The sequence below is a fragment of the Streptomyces sp. NPDC007983 genome, from assembly GCF_042958345.1.
Classification (GTDB): Bacteria; Actinomycetota; Actinomycetes; order Streptomycetales; family Streptomycetaceae; genus Streptomyces.
In genome coordinates this window covers 297,638-320,652 of the sequence record NZ_JBIBJI010000006.1, presented here as the reverse complement: position 1 = coordinate 320,652, position 23,015 = coordinate 297,638, and the positions used below count along the sequence as shown (strand labels likewise).

Genomic DNA, 23,015 nt, shown 5'->3' with positions numbered 1-23,015 from the left:
TCCTTCGAGCGTCCTGATCGCGGGGCCGGAGTGGTTCAGCCGGGTGGTCCGCCGGAGTAGAGGGCCACCGCCTCGGCCGCGACACGGGCCAGTTCCTCGCGGAGGTCCTGCGGGGAGATCACCTCGACGTCGGCGCCGAAGGCGAGGAGGGGGCGGGCCGCGGCCAGGGGGTGGAAGCGCAGCCGGAGCTCGACGCGCTCCGGGCCGCCGTCGGCTTCGGCGGGTGGGGGTGCGGCCAGATCGGCGTGGTAGATGCTCAGGAAGCGGCGCAGGGACGCCCGGCGGACCTTCACCACCACGTCCACCCCGGCGGGGAGGTCGTCGATGCGGCGGCGCAGGGTGTCCCATACGTCGGCCAGTTCCGCGCCCTGCCGCCGCCGTACGGGTTCGTCGGCGACCGACGCCGTCAGGATGCGGTCCACCCGGAACAGCCGGGGCCGGGCGCGGTGATCGGCGACGAGGTACCAGACGCCCGCCTTCTCGACCAGGCCGTACGGGTCGAGGGTGTACGACGCCTCGCGGTCGTCGCGGCCGTGGCGGTAGCGCAGCCGTAGCCGCCGGTCGGTGAAGACGGCGTCCTGGAGCACGCCCAGGTCGGCCGCCGCCCGGGGGCCGCTGCGCCAGCGGACCGGGTCCACCAGGATGCGCCGGCGGGTCAGCGCGGCGGCGTCGCGGTGTGGTGGCGGGAGGGCGGCCATGACCTTGCGCAGCGCCGAGCCGATGGCCGGGCCGAGCCCGAGGTCGGCGTGCGCCCGGCCGGTGACCAGCACGAACAGCGCCCGCGCCTCATCGGCGGTCAGCCCGGTGACATCGGTGCGGTAGCCGGGCAGCAGGGCGATGCCGCCGTGCCGCCCGCGCTCGGCGTAGACGGGCACCCCGGACGTGGAGAGCGCGTCGACGTCGCGGAAGATGGTGCGTACGGACACCTCCAGGCGCTCGGCCAGCTCGGTGGCGGGCACCCGGCCGCGGGTCTGCAACAGCAGCAGGATCGACAGCATCCGGTCGGATTTCATGGGTCCGAGGATCGCGGAAAAACATGACGGTGGATGTCATGTATCGCGGGGAGTGTGGGCGCCGCCGGCCGACGCCGGCCGCGACTCGGTTCATTCCTTGGAGACTTTCGATGTCCGCTGATACCACCACCGCCGCCGTCCCCGTGCGGCCGGAGCCCGCCGGGAAACCGGAGGGGGGCCGCCGTCTGGCGCCGGCCCTGTTCGTGATCGCCGCGGCGCAGCTGATGGTGGTCCTCGACGCCACGATCACCAACATCGCCCTGCCCAGCATCCAGACCGATCTGAAGGTGTCCGACGGCGACCTGGCGTGGATCGTCACCGCGTACGCGCTGGCCTTCGGCGGGCTGCTGCTGCTCGGTGGCCGGGCCGGGGACCTGTTCGGGCGGCGGCGGATGTTCCGTACCGGGATCGCCGTGTTCACGCTGGCCTCGGTGCTGGGCGGGCTGGCCCCGGCCGAGGGGCTGCTGATCGGCGCCCGGGTGCTGCAGGGCGTGGGCGCCGCGATGGCCGCGCCCAGCGCGCTGGCCCTGATCGCCACGACGTTCCCGGCGGGCAGGGCGCGCAACACGGCGATGGGCGTGTACGCGGCCATGGGCGGGGTCGGCGCCACGGTCGGCCTGCTGCTGGGCGGCACGCTCACCGATGTCCTCGACTGGCGCTGGGTGTTCTTCGTGAACATCCCGATCGGGCTGGCCGTCCTCGCCGGAACCCGGACCCTGGTCGAGGCCGGCCGCACCCCCGGCAGGCTGGACATCCCCGGCGCGATCACCGGCACGGGCGGTCTGATCGCCCTGGTCCACGGCATCACCCGCGGCGGCGACCACGGCTGGGCCGACGGCCTCACCCTCGCCTCGTTCGCCGCGGCGGCCGGGCTGCTGGCCGCGTTCCTGCTGGTCCAGGCCCGGACCGGGCATCCCATGATGCCGCTGCGACTGTTCCGGGACCGCAGCCGGTGCGGCAGCTACGCCACCATGCTGTGCATCGGCGCGGGCATGTTCGCCACCTTCTACTTCCTGACGCTCTACATGCAGCTGATCCTGGGCTACAGCCCGGTGCGGACCGGCTTCGCGTATCTGCCCTTCAGCATCGGCGTGGCCACGGCCGCAGGGCTCAGCTCCAAGCTGGTCGCCCACCTCGCCCCGCGGCTGATAGCCGGGCCGGGGCTGGCGGTCGGGGCGGCGGGGATGGTCTGGTTCTCCACCCTGGAGCCGGACTCGTCGTACACCGGGCATCTGATGCCCGCGATGTTCGTCACCGCGCTCGGCCTGGGCATGGGCTTCGTCCCGATGACGCTCGGCGCGGTCAGCGGGGTGCGGCCCGAGGACACCGGGATCGCCTCCGCGCTGCTGAACACCGCGCAGCAGATCGGCGGCGCCCTCGGCCTCGCGGTCATGTCGACCCTCTCCACCTCGGCGGCCGACGACCGGCTGCCCGGGGCGGCCGCCGCCCTCTACCGGGGGCTGGCCACGAAGGACACCGCCCTGGTGGCGAGGGCCGGGGATGCGCTGACCCACGGCTACACCCGGGCCTTCGCCGCCGCGGCCGTCATGTTCCTGGCGGGGCTCACGGTCACCGCGCTCGCCGTCAGCGCCCGGAAGCAGCGGCACGCGGGGGAGGCGCCGGGCGCCGCGCACATGGGCTGACGGCGCCCCCGGAAAAATCGCCGGAAGTTTTTCCGGGGAGCTGTCGACCCGGGTGTCTCCCGTTCGACGTAAGGGTGAGAGGCGGGGAGTGGCCCCGCCCGGCGACCGAGGAGTCACCATGCCGCGCTTTCTGACCCTGATCCGCATCGACGAGAAGAACGCCCCCGCCGAGGGCCCCAGCCCCGAGCTGATGGAGCGCATGGGCGCCCTGCTGGAGGAGATCACCAAGGCGGGCGTCATGCTCGACACGGCCGGGCTCAAGCCCACCTCCGAGGGCACCCGGGTCACCTGGTCCGGCGGCAAGATCAGCTACACCGACGGGCCGTTCACCGAGAGCAAGGAGGTCATCGGCGGCTACTCCCTCATCCAGGCCAAGGACAAGGCCGAGGCGCTGGAGTGGACCAAGCGGTTCCTGGAGACCCACGAGGACTACTGGACCATCACCGCCGAGGTCCGCCAGATCGACGAGGGCTGATCAGGCTCTCGGGCTGATCCGCTTCCGCTTGCCGTGCCCCCGGGCGGCTGCTCTGATGGGTGGCCGTGACGGCAGCAAACGCGACCGAAACGGTCGAAGCGGTCTTCAGGATCGAATCCGCGCGCATCATCGCAGGTGTCGCCCGCATCGTGCGGGACGTCGGCATCGCCGAGGAACTCGCGCAGGATGCCCTGATCGCCGCGCTGGAACAGTGGCCGGAGTCGGGCGTCCCGGACAAGCCGGGAGCCTGGCTCATGGCCACCGCCAAGCACCGCGCGATCGACCTCGTACGCCGCAAGGAGACGTACGCGCGGAAGCTGGCCGAGGTCGGGCGGGCCCTGGAGGACGTGCCCCCACCCGATCCGGGGGACCTCGACGACCCCGACGGCATCGACGACGATCTGCTGCGGCTGATCTTCACGGCCTGCCATCCGGTGCTGTCGCCGGAGGCCCGCATCGCCCTGACCCTGCGGCTGCTGGGCGGGCTGACCACGGAGGAGATCGCCCGCGCGTTCCTGGCCTCGGAGGCGGCCGTCGCCCAGCGGATCGTCCGGGCGAAGCGGTCGCTGGCCAAGGCCGGGGTGCCCTTCGAGGTGCCGTACGGCGAGGACCGGACCGCCCGGCTCTCCTCGGTCCTGGAGGTCATCTACCTGATCTTCAACGAGGGCTACTCGGCGACGGCCGGGGACGACCTGGTGCGCCCCGCCCTGTGCGAGGACGCGCTGCGCCTGGCCCGGGTGCTGGCGGGGCTCATGCCCAAGGAGCCCGAGGTGCACGGGCTGGCCGCGCTCCTGGAGTTCCAGGCCTCCCGCATCCCGGCCCGCACCGGCCCGGGCGGCGCGCCGGTGCTGCTCGCCGACCAGAACCGGGCCAAGTGGAACCGGTTGCTCATCCACCGTGGCGTCGAGGCCCTGCACCGGGCGGGCCACGGCCCGTACGCCCTCCAGGCCGCGATCGCCGCGTGCCACGCGCGGGCGGTCCGCTACGAGGACACCGACTGGAGAACCATCGCCACCCTCTACGACCGGCTGGCCGCGCTCACCCCGTCCCCGGTGGTGGAGCTGAACCGGGCGGTGGCCGTCTCGATGGCGGAGGGCCCGGCGGCCGCGCTGGAATTGGTCGACGCCCTGGTCGCGGACCCCGCGCTGCGCGACTACCACCTGCTGCCGAGCGTCCGCGGCGATCTGCTGGAACGCCTGGGGCGGCGGGCGGAGGCCCGCGCGGAGTTCGAGCGCGCCGCCTCCCTCACCCGCAACGCCCCCGAGCGCCGACTGCTGCGGGAGAGGGCCGGGCGGGTCTGAAACGCACCGCCCCGCTGGTGCTCACCCCCGCTTCCTGACATCGTCGGCGTCCATGCGGACGACTCTGCACGGCGCGCGGGTGGGCTTGCGGCCCACCGTCCCCGCCGACATCCCCGCGCTCGCCGCCATCCGCGCGAAGCCCGAGGTGTACGCGCGCTGGCGGGGCGGCGAGGACCTGGTGGCGGCGGTGGCCGAGGACCTGGCCGAGCCGGACACCGAGACGCTGGCCGTGGTGCACGAGGGGGCCGTGGTCGGCATGATCCAGTGGTCGGCCGAAACGGACCCCGACTACCGGCACGCGAGCATCGACATCTACCTGGACCCGGCGGTACACGGCCGTGGGCTGGGCACCGACGCCGTGCGCACCCTGGCCCGGCACCTCGTCCGCGACCACGGCCACCACCGCATCGTGATCGATCCGGCCGCGGACAACGCCGCCGCCATCCGCGCCTACGGCAAGGCCGGGTTCCGTCCGGTCGGCGTGATGCGCCGCTACGAGCGCGGGCACGACGGCACCTGGCACGACGGTCTGCTGATGGATCTGCTGGCCGAAGAGCTGACGGATTGACATGCTGTCCCTGATCACCAATGGGGGAGGCATCGTGGCCGACAACACGACCGACGACGACCTGCGGCATCTGCGCCGCTGTGTGGAGCTGGCGACCGAGGCCCTGGAGGCGGGTGACGAACCCTTCGGCTCGGTGCTCGTCGCCGCCGACGGGACCGTCCTGGCCGAGGACCACAACCGGGTGGCGGGCGGTGATCACACCCGCCACCCGGAGTTCGCCCTGGCGCGCTGGGCGGCGGGGCGGCTGACGCCCGCGGAGCGGGCCGAGGCCACCGTCTACACCTCGGGCGAGCACTGCCCGATGTGCGCCGCCGCGCACGGCTGGGTCGGGCTCGGCCGCATCGTGTACGCCAGCTCCTCGCAGCAGCTGGCGGGCTGGCTCGCCGAACTCGGTGTGCCGGCGCCGCCGGTACGGACCCTGCCGATCCGGGAGGTCGTGCCCGGCGCGGTGGTGGCGGGCCCGTATCCCGCGCTCGCCGAGGAGGTCCGTGCGCTGCACCGCCGCTTCCACGGCGCGGCCTGAGCGGGTCCGCGGGAGGTCAGAAGATGAGGTGCACGGTGACGTTGGTGTCCAACGCGGTGACGTTGACGGCGTGGACGAAGCCGTGCGCGGTGCGGTAGCGGCCCGTGCCGCCGGTGATCGCGAGGTTGATGTCGGCCTCGGGTCCGGCCGCGGTGACGGAGATCAGCCCGTGGATGGTGATGTCCCCGTCGGGAAGCCGGAAAGTGGCAACGCACTGCTGGTCGAACGAGTCGACGGCGGGCCCGACGCGGGTCAGCGTGCACACCTCGCCGAACGTCCCCACCGTGGTGCTCCCCCGGAGAAGATCCCCGCTGAGGACGAACTCGTCCCCCTGGCTGGGCCCGGACGTGCCCACATCCACGGCGCTGCTCTGCGTCTGGTGGACGACGAGGTCGAAGACCCGCTCGCGCCCGATCGGGAACAGCGGATCGCCGCTGCCCCCGGCGGGCGCCGGGGCGGCGGCCGCGGTGGGGGCGGCGCACAGGAGAGCGGCGGTCAGGGCGGTGGCGGCGCTCAGGCCGAGGTGACGAAGGTGCCGGGGGTGCCGGAGGTGGCGCATGATGACAGTTCCCATCGGGTCGTAGGGGCTCCGGCATCAGCGTCGCGGGTCGCCCGGGACCCGGCGACTCCACAAGATCATCCGAGTGAACGCCGCCGGCTCAGCCCGGCGCGCCGCCCTCCACCCGCAGCCGCCACTGCCCGGCGCGGCCGGTGAGGGTGACGGTGGACAGCGGGGTCACGTCGACGTTCCAGTAGCAGTGCGGCGGCGCCTTGATGGCGTACGTCAGGGCGGCGCGTATCACCCCGGGGTCGGCCACCGCGAGCACCTTGACGTGCTCCTCGACCGGCCGGGTGTCCAGCCAGCCGCCGACCCGGGTGATGAACGCCAGCAGCGATTCGCCGCCGTACGGCGCCGAGCGGGGGTCGGCGAGCCACACGTCGACCGCGCGCGGCTCGCGCGCCATCACATCGGCGAAGGTACGGCCGCCCCAGCGGCCCATGTCCCAGTCGCGCAGGGCGAGTTGGACGAGCGGGGTGAACCCGAGCGCGAGGCCGGTCTCCCGGCTGCGGGGCGACGGCGAGCAGTAGCGCAGCTCGGCCGCGGCCAGCGGCAGGAGGACGGGCACGGCGCGCTCGGCGGCGCGGCGGCCCTCCGGATCCAGCGGCCGGTCGTCGCCGAAGCGTTCCCCGAGCCGCGAGGAGGTCGAGGCGGCGGCGACCAGCGTCAGCCGAAACGTCATTCGCGCATCGTACGGTTCGGCGGGGCCACGGGAGGGGTCCTGTGCGAGAAGTGAGAGGTCCGGGTCCGCCGCGTCGCCCCTACCCCAGCACCTCGTCGCACGCGGTGCGCAACCGCCGTACGCCCTCGGCGAGTTCGCCGGTGCCCGCGACCGAGGCGAAGCTCAGCCGGACGTGCGGCGCGGGCGGCTCGGCACTGAAGTACGGGCGGCCGGAGGCCACTGCGACTCCGGCGCGCAGCGCGGCGGAGGCGAGCGCGCCTTCGTCGGTGCCATGCGGCAGGCGCAGCCACAGGTGGTAGCCGCCGGGCGGGACGTGCGGGGACGGCAGGTCGGGAAGCTCGCGGTGTACCGCGGTGACCAGCGCATCGCGGCGGGTGCGCAGTTCGGCGGCGACGGTCCGCAGATGGCGCGTCCAGGAGGGCGCGCCGACCAGTTCCAGCGCGGCTTCCTGCAGCGGGCGCGGGACGAAGAAGCTGTCCACGACCTGGATCGCGCGCAGCCGCTCCAGCGCCGGGCCGCGGGCGGCGAGCGCGCCGACCCGGAGGCTGGGCGAGGTGGCCTTGGTGAGGGAGCAGACGTGGACCACCACCCCGTCGGGGTCGTCCGCGGCGAGGGCCGCGGGCAGCGGGGGCGCGTCCTCATGGACGAGGTAGCGCGCGAAGTCGTCCTCGATCACGAACGCGCCCGCCTCGCGCGCGATCCGGATCACCTCGCGGCGCCGTTCGGTGGAGAGCACCGCGCCGGTCGGGTTCTGGAACAGCGGCTGGCAGACGACGACGCGGGCGCCGCCCGCCCGCAGCGCCTCGGCGAGCAGATCGGTACGGATGCCGTCGGCGTCGGCCGGTACGGGGACCGGGCGCAGCCCGGAGGCGCGGGCGGCGGCGAGCATGCCGGGGTAGGTGGGCGACTCGACCACGACGGGCGCGCCGGGCGGGGCGAGGGCGCGCAGCGCGCAGGTCAGCGCGGACTGGCCGCCCGCGGTGACCAGGACGTCGGCGGCGGTGACCGCACCACCGCGGCCGCCGATCTGGTGGGCGAACCAGGCGCGCAGCTCGGGCAGGCCCTCCATGGGCGGGCGGCCCCAGGCGCCGGGCCGGCGCCCGGCCCGGGCGAGGGCGGCGGCCAGGGCCCGCTCGGGCTGGAGCGAGGGGTGCAGATAGCCGCTGTTCAGCTCCAGGATTCCGGGCGGCGGGGCGGCGAGGGTGGCCAGGACGCCCGAGGCGTCGACCGAGCGCGGGACCGATTCGCCGGGCGTCTCGACGCTCAGCGCGACCTCCTGCCAGGAGGTGTCCCCGGCCCGCGGCGCCTCGACCCGCGGCGCGGCACGGAAGGCACCGGCGCCGGGCCGGGTGACGACCAGCCCCTCGGCGGCGAGCGCGGCCAGGGCGCGGGAGACGGTGACGGGACTCACCCGGTGGCGTTCGACCAGGGCACGACTGGACGGCAGCTTCTCACCGGGAGAGTAGCGATTCAGCTCACGCCGGAGAGCTTCTGCCAGTTCAGCGACACTGCTACGCTCGTGCATGAGAACACAGGATAGCGCTACTGCCGACGACACGATAGCGGTGAGCGGTGGTCCCGGCACCATCGCAACAACCGCTCCCGCCCGGAGCGGCATGCTGCCGGCCGCCCTCGGAGTGGTCGCCTTCTCGCTCACCTTCCCCGGCACCGCCTGGGCCCTGGAAGGGCTCGGCCCCTGGTCGGTGACCACCTGCCGGGTGGTGCTCGCCGCGCTGGTGGCCGGGGGCGCGCTCGCGGCGCGGCGGGTCGCGCCGCCGCAGCGGCGCCACTGGCCCGGGCTGCTGGTGGTCGCGGCCGGGGTGGTGGTCGGGTTCCCGCTGCTGACCACGCTCGCGCTGCAGACCTCCACCACCTCGCACGCCGCCGTGGTCGTGGGGCTGCTGCCGCTGACCACGGCCACCGTGTCCGCCGTACGCACCGGGGCGCGGCCCTCGCGCCGGTTCTGGGCGGCGGCGCTCACCGGGGCCGCGGTGGTGATCGGATTCGCGGTGCAGCAGAGCGGCGGCGCGCCGGCCATCGGCGATCTGTATCTGTTCGGCGCGCTGCTGGTATGCGCCGCGGGCTACGCGGAGGGCGGGCGGCTGGCCCGCGGCATGCCGGGCTGGCAGGTGATCGGCTGGGCGCTGGTGGCCTGCGTTCCGGTGGCGGTCCCGGGCGCGGCGATCGCGCTGTCCGCTGAGGACGTGCGGCTCGGCGGCCACGCCGTCGCCGGGCTGCTGTGGCTGGCGGTGGGCTCGCAGTTCGTGGGCCTGGTGGTCTGGTACCGCGGCATGGCCGCCATCGGCGTGGCCCGGGCCAGCCAGCTGCAGCTGGCCCAGCCGCTGCTGACCCTGGTGTGGTCGGTGCTGCTGCTCGGCGAACACATAGGCCCCGCCGCGCCGATCGCCGCCGTCGCGGTCCTGGTGTGCATCGGGGTGACGCAACGGGGGTGAACCCGGGTGGACCCGGCGAAACCCGGCGGGCGCGATCCGGGTGGACCGGCCATAGACTGGCCACAGGGATCGCATTGCCCTCCGGGTAGCCGTACTACAGGAGGTCACGCAGATGGAGGCGACCGTAGGCGACAAGCTGCTGGTGCACGGCAGGGTTGTCGGAGTTCACGACCGGACCGCAGAGATCATCGAAGTGCTCGGGGACCACGGTGAACCGCCGTACCGCGTCCGTTACGAGGACGACGGTCATGAATGCCTGTTCTCCCCCGGACCCGACTCGGTCGTACGTCACCTGCCCGCCGGACAGCGGTAGCAAGGGCGGCCCGGCCGCGAGTCGGGCTCAGCGGGGCGGACGTACCCGGCACGGATAGTGGTCGGCGACCACGCGCGCCATGGCGCCGTTGCGGTCGGCGGCCACTTCCTTCGCCGAGAAGTACACGTTCCCCCGCACCTGCGGATACCCCGCGCAGAGCGTGAGGTGGCGGGACAGCTCCGCCGGGTCCTGCCAGGGCGCGGGCTGCGCCGGATCGCCCGCCTTGTACAGCGCCTCACCGATGAAGAGGCCGACACCGGTGCCCCGCACCACCTCCGCCCACCAGGGCACGAGGGTGGCGTAGTCGGCGGCGGCGAAGCCGATGTTCCAGTACACCTGCGGGACGACGTAATCGATCCAGCCCTCCCGCACCCAGCGCCGGGTGTCCGCGTACAGATCGTCGTACGTCTGCACCCCGGCCCGGGTGTCGGAGCCGAGCGGATCGTTGGCGCGGTTGCGCCACACGCCGAAGGGGCTGATGCCGAACCGCACGCCCCGCCGCAGCCGCTTGATACGTACGGCCGTCTCCCGCACCAGCAGGTCGATGTTGTTCCGCCGCCAGGCGGCCCGGTCGGGGAAGCCCGCGCCGTACCGCGCGTACGCCGCGTCGTCGTCGAAGACCTGGCCCGCCACCGGATAGGGGTAGAAGTAGTCGTCCCAGTGGACGGCGTCGATGTCGTAGCGCGCGACCGCGTGCAGCATCGCGTCCTGGACGAAGCGGCGGACCTCGGGCAGCCCGGGGTTGTAGTAGAGCTTGCCGCCGTACGGCACGACCCACTCGGGGTGCACCCGGGCCGGATGGGTCGGCAGCAGCCTGCCGGGGTCGGCGTGGTTCGCGACGCGGTACGGGTTGAACCAGGCGTGCAGCTCAAGGCCGCGCCGATGCGCCTCGCGCACCGCGGTGCCCAGCGGGTCCCAGCCCGGGTTCTGGCCCTGCGTCCCGGTCAGCCACTCCGACCAGGGCTCGTACGGGGACGGCCACAGCGCGTCGGCGGTGGGCCGGACCTGGAAGACGACCGCGTTGAGCCGCCGCTCGACGGCGGTGTCGAGGAAGGCCAGCAGCGAGGCCCGCTGTTCGGCGGCGGGGAGTCCGGGGCGGGCGGGCCAGTCGCGGTTCGCGACCGTGGCCAGCCACATCCCCCGGAACTGTCCGGGGCGCGCCCGCCCGTCCGCCGCCGCCGCCTCGCCCGCGGTGAGGGCCGTGGCCAGCGCCCCGGCGGCCGCGGCCGTCAGGCTTCGTCGTGTGATGCCCGTGATCCGACCCATGCCCACTCCTCACTGAGGCGCAACTCCAGCCGATGATGGGCGCCTTGGGGGCGGGCGGCAATGGGTACCCCGTGACTTCACTCTTCTCGCACGGCCATCCGGCCGTTAGCATCAAGAGCACGCACGCATGGGAGCGCTCCCAAATCACACCTCACACCCCCACGCCCGGAGAGGAAGTTCCCGTGCGCAGCAGAGGCAGGAGAACCCCGCTCGGCGCGCTCATGGCCGCGCTGGCACTCGTCGGCGGATTACTCACCGCGGCCGCCGCCCCCGCGGCGGCCCGCCCCGACGACTCCCCCACCACCCCGGCCGGAAGCGCGGCCGACAGCTACAGCTGGAAGAACGTCCGCATCGACGGCGGCGGATTCGTCCCCGGCATCGTCTTCAACCGCAAGGAGAAGAACCTCGCCTACGCCCGCACCGACATCGGCGGCGCGTACCGCTGGGACCAGTCCGGAAAGCGATGGGTGCCACTGCTGGACTCGGTGGGCTGGGACCACTGGGGCTGGACCGGCGTGGTCAGCCTGGCCAGCGACCCGGTCGCGCCGAACAAGGTGTACGCGGCGGCCGGTACGTACACCAACAGCTGGGACCCGGGCAACGGCGCGGTCCTGCGCTCCTCCGACCGGGGCGCCACGTGGCAGTCGACCGCGCTGCCCTTCAAGCTCGGCGGCAACATGCCGGGCCGTGGCATGGGCGAACGGCTGGCGGTCGACCCGAACCGCAACAGCGTGCTGTACCTCGGCGCGCCCAGCGGCAACGGCCTGTGGCGCTCCACCGACTCCGGGGTCAGCTGGTCGAAGGTGACCGCCTTCCCGAACCCCGGCACTTATGTCCAGGACCCGAACGACACCAGCGGCTACGCGAGCGACAACCAGGGCGTGGTGTGGGTGACGTTCGACGAGCGCACCGGCTCCTCCGGCAGCGCCACGAAGACCATCTACGTGGGCGTGGCCGACAAGGACAACACGGTCTACCGCTCGACCGACGCCGGCGCCACCTGGTCGCGGCTGGCCGGGCAGCCCACCGGCTACCTCTCCCACAAGGGCGTCCTGGACGCGAAGAACGGCTACCTGTACCTCACCACGAGCGACAAGGGCGGCCCGTACGACGGCGACAAGGGCCAGGTGTGGCGCTATGCGACCGCGACCGGCGAGTGGAAGAACATCAGCCCCATGGCGGACGCCGACACCTCCTTCGGCTACAGCGGACTCACAGTGGACCGCCAGAAGCCCGGCACCCTCATGGTGACCGGCTACAGCTCCTGGTGGCCGGACACCCAGATCTTCCGCTCCACCGACTCCGGCGCCACCTGGACCCGCGCCTGGGACTACACCAACTACCCGAACCGGTCCTTCCGCTACACCCAGGACATCTCGTCCGTCCCCTGGCTGTCCTTCGGCACCAATCCGACACCGCCCGAGGTCACCCCGAAGCTGGGCTGGATGACCGAGGCGCTGGAGATCGACCCGTTCGACTCCAACCGGATGATGTACGGCACCGGCGCGACGGTCTACGGCACCGAGAACCTGACCGCGTGGGACTCCGGCGGCCAGGCGAAGATCACGCCGATGGTGAAGGGCCTGGAGGAGACCGCGGTCAACGACCTGGCCAGCCCGCCGTCCGGCGCCCCGCTGCTGAGCGCGCTCGGCGACATCGGCGGCTTCCGCCACACCGATCTCGACGCGGTGCCCGCGAAGATGTACGCCTCGCCGTCGTTCACCACGACCACCAGCCTGGACTACGCCGAGAGCAGCCCGAACACCGTGGTGCGGGTCGGCAACAACGACACCGCCCCGCGCGTCGCCTTCTCGACCGACAACGGCGCCAACTGGTTCCAGGGCACCGAGCCACCCGGCGTCACCGGCGGCGGCACGGTGGCCGCGGCGGCGGACGGCAGCGGCTTCGTCTGGAGCCCCGACGGCGCGTCGGCCGTCTACCGCACCGCCGGCTTCGGCAACTCCTGGACGGCCTCCAGCGGCATCCCGGCCGGGGCGGTGGTCGAGTCCGACCGTAAGAACCCGAAGAAGTTCTACGGCTACAAGTCCGGCACCTTCTACGTGAGCACCGACGGCGGCGCCACCTTCACCGCCAAGGCATCGTCCGGGCTGCCCGCCGAGAGCGTGCGCTTCAAGGCGGTACCGGGCGCGGAGGGCGACATCTGGCTCGCGGGCGGCACCGCGAGCGGCGCGTACGGGCTGTGGCACTCCACGGACTCCGGCGCGACCTTCACCAAGCTGCCGGGCGTCCAGCAGGCCGACACCATCGGCTTCGGCAAGGCCGCCCCCGGCGCCTCGTACCAGACGCTCTACACCAGTGCGAAGATCGGCGGGGTGCGCGGCATCTTCCGCTCCACCGACGCCGGGAAGAGCTGGACCCGGATCAACGACGACACGCGTCAGTGGGGCTGGACCGGCGCCACCATCACCGGCGACCCACGGGTCTACGGCCGGGTCTACGTCGGCACGAACGGCCGCGGGATCCTGCGCGGAGACGCGTCGTAACGGCCCCGTCGGCACACCGTGAACACGGGCGGGCCGGGGCGCCGCAATGCGGCCCCGGCCCGTCCGCCGCGCCTAACCGGGAGGTAACGTCTGGTCGGCAGGGGGATCACAGACGACAGCTAGCTCAGCGAAAGGCACGATGTGACCGACATCGAACGCGTCGGAGTAGTGGGCTGCGGCCAGATGGGAGCGGGCATCGCGGAGGTGTGTGCGCGATCCGGCCTGGAGGTCAAGGTCGCCGAGACCACCGGCGAGGCTCTGGAGATCGGCCGCACCCGCCTGACCACCTCTCTCGACAAGGCCGCCGCCCGCGGCAAGATCACCGAGGAGGAGCGGGACGCGACGCTGGAGCGGCTGAGCTTCACCACGGACCTCGGGGAGTTCGCCGACCGCGATCTGGTCATCGAGGCCGTCGTCGAGAGCGAGCAGATCAAGACGCAGATCTTCCAGGTCCTGGACCAGGTGGTGACCCGCCCGGACGCCATCCTCGCCTCGAACACCTCGTCCATCCCGCTGGTCAAGCTGGCCGTGGCGACCTCGCGCCCGGACCAGGTCATCGGCATCCACTTCTTCAACCCGGCCCCGGTGCAGTCGCTGGTCGAGCTGATCCCGGCGCTCACCACCGGTGAGGAGACCATCAAGCGGTCCGAGGCGCTGGTCGAGGGCATGCTCGGCAAGCACGCGATCCACGCCCTGGACCGGGCCGGTTTCGTCGTCAACGCGCTGCTGATCCCGTATCTGCTGTCCGCCATCCGGATGTTCTCCTCGGGTGTCGCCACCCGCGAGGACATCGACAACGGCATGGAGATGGGCTGCGCCCATCCGATGGGCCCGCTCAAGCTGTCCGACCTGATCGGCCTGGACACCATCGCGGCCATCGCCGACTCGATGTACTCCGAGTACAAGGAGCCGCTGTACGCCGCTCCCCCGCTGCTGCTGCGCATGGTCGACGCGGGCCGGCTGGGCCGCAAGACCGGCTCGGGCTTCTACGAGTACGCGTAGGCGTACGCGTCGCGTACGCACTCCGGTGGCGACGCCGTTCGCACGGGGTGTGCGCCGGTGACTCACACACAATCCCCACACACTCTCCCGCGCCGCCCGGTCACGCGGTTGACTCGGAGCGTGAACAGTGCAGCACGGACGTACATCCGGAAGGGGAGCAAACCCGTGACCACCGAGCCCGAGCAGACCGCGTTAGCCGTGGAGCTCGCGGAACTCCGCCGGAGCGTCGAAGTGGGCTTCGCCCGCGTCGACGGCCGGCTCATCCTGCACGACCACCGCGGAGAGCAGGCGGAGGAGGAGCTGGACCAACTGGCCGGGCGCATGCGCGTCCTGGAGCACGGACGCTGGCCGCTGCCCTCCATCGCCGCTCTGACGGGGGTATCCGCGCTGGCGCTGGCGGTGTGGCAGGCAGCGGGACACTAGCCGTTCCCGGCCAGTACCCCGCGGCCTGCCGTGGTCCGCGCGGTGGGGCTCAGCCCAGGCGGATGTGGTGGAGCAGCAGCAGGGCAGCCGCCATGTTCGCCGCGGGCACCTCACCGCGCGCGACCAGATCGGGCACCAGCTTCAGCGGAACCCATTCACGGCGGTCCGACTCGAAGTCGTCCTCCGGGGGACCGACGTACTCGGCCTCCTCGGCCCAGTAGATGTGGTGCCGGGCGTCGGTGAGCCCGTTGGACGGCTCCACGGACAGCAGATGGCGCAGCGGACCGGGGCGCCAGCCGGTCTCCTCCTCCATCTCGCGCGCCGCCGCGATCTCGATGTCCTCACCGTCCTCGACGACACCCGCGGCCAGTTCCCAGCCCCAGTTGTCGGTGATGAAACGGTGCCGCCACAGCAGCAGTACTTCGTTCGCCTCGTTGACGACCGTCGCCACGGCCACCGGCCGCAGCCGGATCAGATAGTGATCCAGATGACGGCCGTCGGGGAGTCTGACGTCGGCGAGGTTGACCCGGAACCATCGGTTCTCGTACACGGTCTGCTCCGTGAGATTCTTCCATCGCACTGGTCGGCCACCTTCCGTCGGAGAGATGGCAATCCTCGCGGCCAACCGCTGACGAGGGCGCGGCCCCGGGAAGGGGCCGCGGCGGCGGCCACGGTCAGAGCGGAACGCGCAGGGCCCCGTCGATGAGTTCGGCGGCCTCGTGCGTCGCGGCGCACTCGCTGGCGGCCAGGTGTTCACGTACCGCGCGGAGCCGGTCGCGTAACCTCTGGGATTCCATGCCACGGGCCCTTTCGGTCATCTCGACCGCGGTGGCGCCCGCCCGGTCCGCGTCTCCTTGCCGCAGTTCGATGTGGGTGAGCATGGCGAGCCGGTGCACCCGGCCCCGGTCGTGGGCGGGCGTGCCGACCGCGGCGGTGGCGTGTTCCCGGGCGGCGCCGAGGTCACCGAGGCTGAGCAGCGCCTCCGCCACCTGGATGTTGACCAGGCCCGGCTGCACATAGCCGGTCTCCTCGGGCTCCTGGCCGGGTCTGATCCGGTCGGCGGCCGTCTCGGCACGCCGGATGCAGGCCAGCGCGCTGTGCCCGTCGCCGAGCCGCGCGTAGGACTTGGCCTGCATCGCGTACAGGTCGGCGGCGAGCGCCGGGGTGATCTGGGCCCCCGCGGCGCGCAGCGCCGATTCGGCGAAGGCGACGGCCTGCCGGTACTCCTTCATGAACAGGGACTGGGTGACGAGCAGCGCTATCACATACGCGCCCAGGCCCCGGTCGCCGCTGGCCTTGGCGAGCCGCAGCGCCTGGTGGAAGTAGCGCTGGGCCAGGCCGTGGGCGTTGGAGTCGTACGCGCAGATCCCGGCGATGGCGACCAGTCCGCCGGTCGCCCGGTGCAGCTGGCGGCCCATGTCGTCGGCGTAGGCGCCGCGCAGCAGGGGCGCGGTCTCGGAGTTGAGGAAGCCGACGACGCGGGCTCTGGTCGCGACGCCGCCGGCCTTGCGGTACATCTGCTCGTAGTGGGCGCGGGCGGCGCGCAGCATGTCGATGTCGGTCATGGACACGCGCGTGAGGCCGTGGCGGGAGACGTCGGAGTCCTCGGGCGGGTTCTCCCACTCCCACACCGGGATCACGGCGGGCGTGCCGGTGACCGCGGGGGCTCCTATGACGTGCGGGCGCTGCTGTTCGTCGGAGCGCCACAGCGCGGTGGCGCGCTCGACGAAGCCGGACAGCGGGGTGGCGGGGGCGCGCGGGGTGCCGGGGGTGCCGAGTCCGATGTCGTCGAGGGTGAGGGCGCGGTGCAGCCGCTCGCCGAGCACCTCGCAGATGAGGTCCGGCACTTGGCCGCGCGGCCGCTGCCCCTTCAGCCAGCGGGCGACCGCGGTGTGTTCGTACCGCAGCTGCATGCCGCGGGCCCGGCCCGCCTCGTTGATGTGCGCGGCCAGGCCGGCGTGGGAGATTCCGGCCTCGTCGAGTACGGAGTCGAGCAGTGTGTTGGGCTCCATGCCGCCCTCCCGGTGGACTTACGCGCCTCTCAGCGTAGTGAAGTCCGTTTCACACGGGGTGTGAAGCTCGCGGGCAGCGGGCAGCGGTCGTTGCGCAGCGCCACCAGGGCGATGTCGTCGGCGAGCCGCCCTCCGGTGTGGCGCAGCACCGCCGTCCGCACCGCCGCCACGACGGCCGCGGGGATGATGGGGCCGCTGCCCGCGGCCTCGCCGAGGGCGTGGCGCAGCGGGAAGAACGTGCCGTGCGCGTCGCGCGCGTCCTCGGCCCCGTCGGTGTGCAGGACCAGCGCGTCCCCGGGGCGCAGCGCGGTGCAGCGGGCCAGGGGCAGTTCGGCGGGCAGCGGGAAGAGGCCGAGCGGGGGCAGGACCTCACCGGGCGTGATCTGCCGGGCCAACGCCGGTCCCACGGGCTGCTCGTGGAGCCGGTACGGCCAGGGGTGGCCGCAGTTGAGCGCGGTCACCTCGCCGCCGGGGCCGATCTCCAGCAGCAGGACGGTCACGAACTCCTCGCCGCGGTCGTCGCCGAGGTGGCGCCGCAGCGCCCGGTCCAGCCTCCTGAGGACACCGGCGAGTTCGGGCTCCTCGTGCGCCGCCTCGCGGAAGCTGCCGAGCACGGCGGCGACGGTGCCGATGGCGGCGAGGCCGTGGCCGCGTACGTCCCCGATGACGGCGCGGACGCCGTGCGCGGTGGCCAGCACCTCGTACAGATCGCCGCCGAGCGCGGCGCCGCGGCTGGCCGACAGACAGCCGCCCGCCATCTCGATCCCGTCCAGCCGGGACGGCAGCGGCCGCAGCACCACCTCCTGTGCGGCGGCGGCCACTTCGCGGGCCCGCTCCAGCTCGCGGACCAGCCGGGAGCGGCGGCCTCGAAACGCGTACGCGAGGGGGAGGACGGCGGCCAGCAGCGGACCGCAGAGCCCGTGCCACCGCCACACGAGCACACAGCAGAGCAGCCACACCCCCGCCATCACGAGTCCGAGCTTCCTGCCGCACACCGCCCTGGTCCCGATCATGCGTCGCCCCCACTCGCAGCCACCGGAACGATTCTCGCGACAGCGACTGCCAAAAGGACTACCCCCCTCCGATTCCCACCCGATCGTGTGAAACACACCGGTTGTGTCCACCCACCGGCCCGCGCCCGCCAACGAAACGCCAAAGGGGCGCACCCCGTAGCGGGATGCGCCCCTTTGACAGGGTGACGGCGGAGCCGTCAGGCGCCGCGCAGGGTGGCGCCGGTGCGCTCGGCCGCCACGGCCACCGCGGCGTCGCGTGCCACCGCGACCTCGTCGGCGGTCAGGGTGCGGTCCGGGGCGCGGAAGCGAAGCGCGTACGCCAGGGACTTCTTGCCCTCGCCCAGCTGCTCGCCGGTGAAGACGTCGAACAGCCGCAGCGATTCGAGCAGTTCGCCCGCGCCCTCGCGCAGCGCCTTCTCGACGTCGGCCGCGGCGGCCGAGTCGTCGACCACGAGGGCGACGTCCTGGGTGGCCACCGGGAAGGCGGACACATGCGGGGACGTCACCGGGCCGGTGCCCGCCCGCTGCAGGCGGTCCAGCTCGATCTCCATCGCGCAGGTGCGCTCCGGGAGGCCGAGCGCCTTGGTGACGCGCGGGTGCAGCTCACCGGCGTTGCCGACGAGGATCTCCTCACCGTCGACGACCGCGAGCAGCGCGGCGCAGCGGCCCGGGTGCCAGGGGTCCTGCTGGTCCTGGCGGACGATCAGCTCGACGCCCGCCTCGCGCGCCACGGTACGGCCCGCCTCGACGGCGTCGGCCCAGCTGACCGGGGTGCCCTTGCCCCACCAGCCGGCCTGCTGCCGGTCGCCCGCGAGGACGATGGCGGCGCGCCGCGGCTGGCTCGGGAGGGCGGCGTCGAGCTGGGCGATCTCCTCGTCCGTCGGCCGGTGGTCGACGGGGAGGCGGACGGCCGGGGGCTCGTCGCCGGTGGCGCGGAAGACCAGGCCGGTCTCAAAGAGCGCGAGGTCGTGCTCACCACGTCCGGTGTTGCGGCGCAGCGCGGCGAGCAGCCCGGGCAGCAGGGTGGTGCGCAGCGCGGGCTCGGCGTCGGAGAGCGGGTTGACCAGGCGGACCAGGTCGCGCCGCGGGTCGTCGGCGGCGAGGCCGAGCTGGTTCAGCACCTCCTCGCCGATGAACGGGTAGTTCAGCGCCTCGACATAACCGGCCCCGGCCAGCGCCCGGCCGACCCGGCGGTGCAGCCGCTGACGCTCGGTCAGCCCGCGGCCGGCGGGCGGCCGCGGCAGGGTGGAGGGCAGGTTCTCGTAGCCCTCCAGCCGGATGACCTCCTCGGCGAGGTCGTTCGGGTCGCGCAGGTCGGGCCGCCAGCTGGGCACGGTGACGGTGAGGTCGTCCGCGCCGTAGACGTCGCAGCCGATCTGCTGGAGGCGCCGCACCACGGTCTCGCGGCCGTACGCCACGCCCGCGACCCGGTCCGGGTGGTCGGCGCGCAGCGTGATGGTGTGCGGGGCGCCGGGCGAGATGATCTCGGTGACGCCCGCCTCGGCGGTGCCGCCCGCGAGCAGCACCAGCAGGTCGACGGTGCGCTGCGCGGCCGCGGAGGCGGCCTCGGGGTCGACGCCGCGCTCGAACCGCCGGGACGCCTCGGAGGACAGCTTGTGGCGGCGGGCGGTGCGGGCGATCGAGACCGGGGCGAAGTGCGCGGCCTCGATGACGACCTCGGTGGTGCCCTGGACCCGGCCGGTCTCGGGATCGGCGACGGCGTCGGCGATCTCGGTGTTGGCGCCGCCCATGACTCCGGCGAGGCCGATCGGCCCGCTGTCGTCGGTGATGACCAGGTCCTCGGCGTCCAGGACGCGCTGGGTGCCGTCGAGGGTGGTGAGCTTCTCGCCCGGCTCGGCGCGGCGTACCCCGATCGCGCCCGTGACCCGGGAGCGGTCATAGGCGTGCAGCGGCTGGCCGATCTCCAGCATCACGTAGTTGGTGACGTCGACGGCGAGCGAGACGGGCCGCAGGCCCGCCTTCTGGAGCCGGCGCCGCAGCCAGATCGGGGAGTGCGCCTCGGGGTCGAGCCCGGTGACCGTACGGGCGGTGAAGCGGTCGCAGCCGACCGGGTCGGCGACCTTGACCGGGTAGCCGTGGCTGTTGGGCGCGGGCACGTCCAGCAGGGCCGGGTCGCGCAGCGGCAGCTCGTAGGCGATGCCGGTCTCCCGGGCGATGCCGCGCATCGACAGGCAGTAGCTGCGGTCGGGGGTGACCGCGATGTCCAGGACCTCGTCGACGAGCTGCAGCAGCTCGATCGCGTCGGTGCCGACCTCGTGCTCCGGCGGCAGCACGATGATGCCGTCGTGGTCGTCGGACATGCCCAGCTCGGCGGCGGAGCAGATCATGCCCTCGGAGGTCTTGCCGTAGGTCTTGCGCGCGGAGATCGCGAAGCCGCCGGGCAGTTCCGCGCCGGGCAGCACGACGACGACCTTGTCGCCGACCGCGAAGTTCCGGGCGCCGCAGACGATGTTCTGCGGCTCGCCGGTGCCGTTGGCCTGGCCGACGTCGACCTGGCAGTAGCGGATGGGCTTCTTGAAGCCCTCCAGCTCCTCGATGGCCAGCACCTGGCCGACCACCAGGGGGCCCTTGAGACCGGCGCCGAGCTGCTCGACCGTCTCGACCTCCAGCCCGGCGGCGACGAGTTTGGCCTGCACGTCGCGGCCGGTCTCACCGGCCGGCAGGTCGACGTATTCCCGCAGCCACGAAAGCGGGACCCGCATCAGATCTCCATCCCGAAGGGCCGGGTGAAGCGCACATCACCCTCGACCATGTCTCGCATGTCTTCCACGTTGTGCCGGAACATCAGCATCCGCTCGATGCCGAAGCCGAAGGCGAACCCGCTGTACTTCTCCGGGTCGACGCCGCAGGCGACGAGCACCCGCGGGTTGACCATGCCGCAGCCGCCCAGCTCGATCCAGCCCTCGCTGGAGCAGGTGCGGCACGGGCGGTCCGGGTTGCCGACGGACTCGCCGCGGCACACGTAGCACCGCATGTCCATCTCGGCGGACGGCTCGGTGAACGGGAAGAAGTTCGGCCGCAGCCGCGTGGTCATGCCCTCGCCGAACAGCGCCCGCACCATGTGGTCGAGGGTGCCCTTGAGGTCGGCCATGGTCAGGCCCTCGTCGATGGCCAGCAGCTCGACCTGGCTGAAGACGGGGGTGTGGGTGGCGTCCAGCTCGTCGGTGCGGAAGGTACGCCCCGGGCAGATCACGTAGATCGGCGGCGTGCGCTCGATCATCGACCGGATCTGCACCGGCGAGGTGTGCGTGCGCAGCACCACCCCGGAGGGCTCCCCCTCCTTGGCGCCCTGCACGAAGAAGGTGTCCTGCATCTCGCGGGCGGGGTGGTCCGGCGGGAAGTTGAGCGCGTCGAAGTTGAACCACTCGGCCTCGACCTCCGGGCCCTCGGCCACCTCGTAGCCCATGGCCACGAAGACGTCCTCGATGCGCTCGGAGAGCGTGGTGATGGGGTGGCGGGCGCCGGCCGGGGTGCGGTCGTACGGCAGGGTGACGTCCACCGCCTCCTCGACCAGCACCCGGGCGTCGCGCTCCGCCTCCAGCTCCGCCTGCCGGGCCTTCAGGGCCTGGGTGACCTGGCCGCGGGCCTGGCCGACGCGCTTGCCCGCGTCCGCCTTGGCGTGCGGCGGCAGGGCGCCGATCTCGCGGTTGGCGAGGGCGAGCGGCGAGCGGTCGCCGGTGTGGGCGACCTTCACCTCGCGCAGCGCTTCGAGGTCCCCCGCGGCGGCGATGGCGTCCAGCGCCTCGTCCCGCATCCGGGCGATCTCTTCCGGTTTCAGTGCCTCGACCTCGACAGGGTCGTACGACTTATTCGGTGCCGACATCTCTTCCTGTGCTTCCGATTGTCCCCCAGCTACCGCTGGGAGGGGCCCCCGGCTGCGCGGCCCCGCTCGACGGCTGCGACGCTTGCGACCACATGTGCGCCCACAGAGGGACGCCAAAGGTGCCAGGGCCCGAGTCTAAGGGGCGCGGACGGTCCGCTGTTCCCCGGGAAGCCCGTGGGGACGCTCAGGCCAGGTAGGCCGGGGTGCCCACGGGCAACGTAAATCGGAACTCGGCGCCGCCCCCGGCGGCCCGTCCGACGGTGATCGTCCCGCCGTGCGCCTCGACGATGCCCTTGACGATGTACAGCCCGAGGCCGGTGCCGCCGCGCTTGCTGCCCCGCCAGAAGCGGGTGAAGACGCGGCTCATCGACTCCTCCGGGATACCCGAGCCTTCGTCGCTCACGGTGATGGCGGTCCTTTCGACGACGGGGCCGTCCGCCGCGGGCCGGTGCGGTGCGGGGGCCACCTCGATGGTGACGGTTCCCTCGCCGTGCCGCACCGCGTTTTCCAACAGGTTGCCCAGCACCTGGTCGATCTTGTCCGGGTCGGCCCACAGACCGGGCAGCGGGCCCCGCACCTTGATCAGGAACCGTTCGGCGGTATGCCCGGCCGTGGTGAGCGCCTGCACATGGCGGCGCACGGCGGCCGCGACGTCCACCGGCTGACGGCGCACCTCCAGCCGGCCGGAGTCGATCCGGGAGATGTCCAGCAGCTCGGCGATCAGGCGGGTGACGCGGTTGGCGTCGGAGTCGACCGTCTCCAGCATCAGCCGCTTCTGGTCGTCGGTGAACCGCTCCCACTTCGCCAGCAGGGTGGCCGTGAAACCCTTCACGGAGGTCAGCGGGGAGCGCAGCTCGTGCGCCACGGTCGCGATCAGCTCGGCATGGCTGCGCTCGGTGCGCCGCCGGGCCTCGGTGCCGCGCAGCGAAACGACGAGGCGGCGCACGGGTCCGGTCGGCCGCTCGCGTACGTAGCGGGCCGAGACCAGCACCTCGTGGCCGCCGGGCAACAGCAGATTGCGCTCGGGCTGGCCGACGCGGGTGGCCAGCCCTCCGTACGGATCGGTCAGCGCCCACCAGCGCCGGCCGTCCAGGTCTTCTAACGGGAGCGCGCGCTCCAGCCGCTGGCCGATCGCGTCCGCGGGGCGGATGGCGGTGATGCGGCCCGCCGCCGCGTTGAAGCAGGTGACCCGGCCCGTCTCGTCGGCCACCACCAGGCCGTCGGGCAGATCGTCCGGGTGCAGGCCGAGCGCGGCCAGCGCCTCGTACGGGTCGTGCGCGCCGTGCCCCGTCCCGGGCTCCCGGCGGTCGTGTCCGCCGGGGCCCGGCAGTGTCCGTCCGGGCGCGTGGGCATCGGCCGCAGCCGCCCTGGCGCCGGAGGTCCTGACGTCCATCCCCACACCCCCTCCTGGGCCTCGTGTG

General features: G+C 73.1%; 21 protein-coding genes. 10 read left to right on the top strand and 11 right to left on the bottom strand.

Going from position 1 to position 23,015, the window contains the following annotated elements:
* Positions 1–35: 35 nt before the first annotated feature.
* Positions 36–1,013 (bottom strand): WYL domain-containing protein, encoded by a 978-nt coding sequence (locus ACFZCY_RS21215; protein WP_391175189.1) that lies wholly within the window; start codon positions 1,011–1,013, stop codon positions 36–38.
* 110 nt (positions 1,014–1,123) lie between these two features.
* Here ACFZCY_RS21215 and ACFZCY_RS21210 point away from each other — a divergent pair, with 110 nt between their 5' ends.
* The 5 genes from ACFZCY_RS21210 (at position 1,124) to ACFZCY_RS21190 (ending at position 5,523) form a co-directional block, all read left to right on the top strand.
* Entirely contained in the window at positions 1,124–2,656 is a 1,533-nt protein-coding gene (locus ACFZCY_RS21210) for a DHA2 family efflux MFS transporter permease subunit (RefSeq protein ID WP_391175185.1), read from the top strand.
* Between the two features lie 118 nt (positions 2,657–2,774).
* Complete coding sequence (locus ACFZCY_RS21205; RefSeq protein WP_063729076.1) at positions 2,775–3,131, top strand: YciI family protein; 357 nt, start codon at positions 2,775–2,777, stop codon at positions 3,129–3,131.
* Positions 3,132–3,196: 65 nt separating this feature from the next.
* Positions 3,197–4,432, top strand: coding sequence for a DUF6596 domain-containing protein (locus tag ACFZCY_RS21200; RefSeq protein ID WP_391175181.1), 1,236 nt, complete (start codon positions 3,197–3,199; stop codon positions 4,430–4,432).
* Positions 4,433–4,484: 52 nt separating this feature from the next.
* A complete protein-coding gene (locus ACFZCY_RS21195) occupies positions 4,485–5,000 on the top strand; it encodes a GNAT family N-acetyltransferase (protein WP_391175178.1) in 516 nt (171 codons plus the stop codon).
* Positions 5,001–5,034: 34 nt separating this feature from the next.
* Entirely contained in the window at positions 5,035–5,523 is a 489-nt protein-coding gene (locus ACFZCY_RS21190) for a deaminase (RefSeq protein WP_391175176.1), read from the top strand.
* A gap of 16 nt (positions 5,524–5,539) precedes the next feature.
* Here ACFZCY_RS21190 and ACFZCY_RS21185 read toward each other — a convergent pair whose 3' ends face one another.
* The 3 genes from ACFZCY_RS21185 to ACFZCY_RS21175 all read right to left on the bottom strand — a co-directional run bounded on the left by ACFZCY_RS21185 (position 5,540) and on the right by ACFZCY_RS21175 (position 8,289).
* On the bottom strand, positions 5,540–6,082 hold the full coding sequence (locus ACFZCY_RS21185; protein WP_391175173.1) for a hypothetical protein: 543 nt from the start codon (positions 6,080–6,082) through the stop codon (positions 5,540–5,542).
* Between the two features lie 100 nt (positions 6,083–6,182).
* Positions 6,183–6,764 (bottom strand): histidine phosphatase family protein, encoded by a 582-nt coding sequence (locus ACFZCY_RS21180; RefSeq protein WP_391175171.1) that lies wholly within the window; start codon positions 6,762–6,764, stop codon positions 6,183–6,185.
* Positions 6,765–6,843: 79 nt separating this feature from the next.
* Positions 6,844–8,289: an aminotransferase class I/II-fold pyridoxal phosphate-dependent enzyme gene (locus tag ACFZCY_RS21175; RefSeq protein ID WP_391175169.1), complete on the bottom strand. Its 1,446-nt coding sequence runs from the start codon at positions 8,287–8,289 to the stop codon at positions 6,844–6,846.
* Between ACFZCY_RS21175 and ACFZCY_RS21170 the strand changes: the two genes are divergently transcribed.
* Positions 8,288–9,217: an EamA family transporter gene (locus tag ACFZCY_RS21170; RefSeq protein ID WP_391175167.1), complete on the top strand. Its 930-nt coding sequence runs from the start codon at positions 8,288–8,290 to the stop codon at positions 9,215–9,217. The genes ACFZCY_RS21175 and ACFZCY_RS21170 overlap by 2 nt on opposite strands.
* A gap of 112 nt (positions 9,218–9,329) precedes the next feature.
* Positions 9,330–9,530: a DUF1918 domain-containing protein gene (locus ACFZCY_RS21165; protein WP_361479173.1), complete on the top strand. Its 201-nt coding sequence runs from the start codon at positions 9,330–9,332 to the stop codon at positions 9,528–9,530.
* Positions 9,531–9,557: 27 nt separating this feature from the next.
* Here the strand turns inward: ACFZCY_RS21165 and ACFZCY_RS21160 are convergent, their stop codons facing one another.
* The gene (locus ACFZCY_RS21160) at positions 9,558–10,796 is read right to left on the bottom strand and encodes a family 10 glycosylhydrolase (protein ID WP_391175163.1); all 1,239 of its coding nucleotides are present in this window, start codon (positions 10,794–10,796) and stop codon (positions 9,558–9,560) included.
* Positions 10,797–10,978: 182 nt separating this feature from the next.
* Here ACFZCY_RS21160 and ACFZCY_RS21155 point away from each other — a divergent pair, with 182 nt between their 5' ends.
* From ACFZCY_RS21155 to ACFZCY_RS21145, 3 genes are all read left to right on the top strand, one after another.
* The gene (locus ACFZCY_RS21155) at positions 10,979–13,300 is read left to right on the top strand and encodes a xyloglucanase (protein WP_391175160.1); all 2,322 of its coding nucleotides are present in this window, start codon (positions 10,979–10,981) and stop codon (positions 13,298–13,300) included.
* A gap of 141 nt (positions 13,301–13,441) precedes the next feature.
* On the top strand, positions 13,442–14,302 hold the full coding sequence (locus tag ACFZCY_RS21150; protein ID WP_055557466.1) for a 3-hydroxybutyryl-CoA dehydrogenase: 861 nt from the start codon (positions 13,442–13,444) through the stop codon (positions 14,300–14,302).
* Between the two features lie 165 nt (positions 14,303–14,467).
* Positions 14,468–14,725 carry a hypothetical protein gene (locus ACFZCY_RS21145; protein WP_391175157.1) on the top strand — a complete coding sequence of 86 codons (258 nt, stop codon included), beginning with the start codon at positions 14,468–14,470 and terminating at the stop codon, positions 14,723–14,725.
* A 49-nt stretch (positions 14,726–14,774) separates the two neighbouring features.
* Here the strand turns inward: ACFZCY_RS21145 and ACFZCY_RS21140 are convergent, their stop codons facing one another.
* From ACFZCY_RS21140 to ACFZCY_RS21115, 6 genes are all read right to left on the bottom strand, one after another.
* Positions 14,775–15,305, bottom strand: a complete 531-nt coding sequence (locus tag ACFZCY_RS21140; protein WP_055557464.1) for an NUDIX hydrolase — start codon at positions 15,303–15,305, stop codon at positions 14,775–14,777.
* Between the two features lie 94 nt (positions 15,306–15,399).
* On the bottom strand, positions 15,400–16,737 hold the full coding sequence (locus ACFZCY_RS21135; protein WP_391175153.1) for a transcriptional regulator: 1,338 nt from the start codon (positions 16,735–16,737) through the stop codon (positions 15,400–15,402).
* A 29-nt stretch (positions 16,738–16,766) separates the two neighbouring features.
* The gene (locus ACFZCY_RS21130) at positions 16,767–17,750 is read right to left on the bottom strand and encodes a SpoIIE family protein phosphatase (protein ID WP_391175150.1); all 984 of its coding nucleotides are present in this window, start codon (positions 17,748–17,750) and stop codon (positions 16,767–16,769) included.
* A gap of 197 nt (positions 17,751–17,947) precedes the next feature.
* The gene (gene pheT, locus ACFZCY_RS21125) at positions 17,948–20,473 is read right to left on the bottom strand and encodes a phenylalanine--tRNA ligase subunit beta (RefSeq protein WP_391175147.1); all 2,526 of its coding nucleotides are present in this window, start codon (positions 20,471–20,473) and stop codon (positions 17,948–17,950) included.
* Positions 20,473–21,594, bottom strand: coding sequence for a phenylalanine--tRNA ligase subunit alpha (gene pheS / locus ACFZCY_RS21120; protein WP_391175144.1), 1,122 nt, complete (start codon positions 21,592–21,594; stop codon positions 20,473–20,475). The genes pheT and pheS overlap by 1 nt, the downstream gene beginning before the upstream one ends.
* Positions 21,595–21,778: 184 nt before the next feature.
* Positions 21,779–22,987: an ATP-binding protein gene (locus tag ACFZCY_RS21115; protein WP_391175142.1), complete on the bottom strand. Its 1,209-nt coding sequence runs from the start codon at positions 22,985–22,987 to the stop codon at positions 21,779–21,781.
* Positions 22,988–23,015: the final 28 nt, after the last annotated feature.